This window comes from Streptomyces sp. 4F14 (assembly GCF_048159485.1).
Taxonomy (GTDB): Bacteria; Actinomycetota; Actinomycetes; order Streptomycetales; family Streptomycetaceae; genus Streptomyces.
Map to the genome: position 1 here is coordinate 1 of NZ_JBLRVY010000309.1, position 339 is coordinate 339.

Sequence of the window (339 nt, forward strand, 5' to 3'; positions counted from 1 at the left end):
GGCCAGGCCCCCGTCCTGCCCGCCACCGTCGTCGCCACCTACGCCGACGGCGTCAAGCGCCCCGTCTCCGTCGCCTGGGAGGACGTCCCGGCGTCGAAGTACGCCCAGCCCGGCACGTTCACCGTGACCGGCAGCCTGCCCGACGGCACCGCGATCCCGGTCCGCGCCGAGGTCACCGTGTCGGAGGAGGGCCCCGACGTCCCCGCCGACCTCCTTCTCCAGTACGGCTTCGACGAGTCGACCGGCAACATCGCCCGTGACTCCAGCGGCCATGGCTACCACGGCACCTATGCCCGGACGCCCGCCTTCGGCACCGGCGTCGACGGCGGTTCGTTCAAG

1 protein-coding gene is annotated in these 339 nt (G+C 73.2%); it reads left to right on the forward strand.

Going from position 1 to position 339, the window contains the following annotated elements:
* Positions 1-339, forward strand: a 339-nt coding sequence (locus ACLZOT_RS50865; protein WP_416976101.1) for an Ig-like domain-containing protein, incomplete at both ends; no start/stop codon positions are given.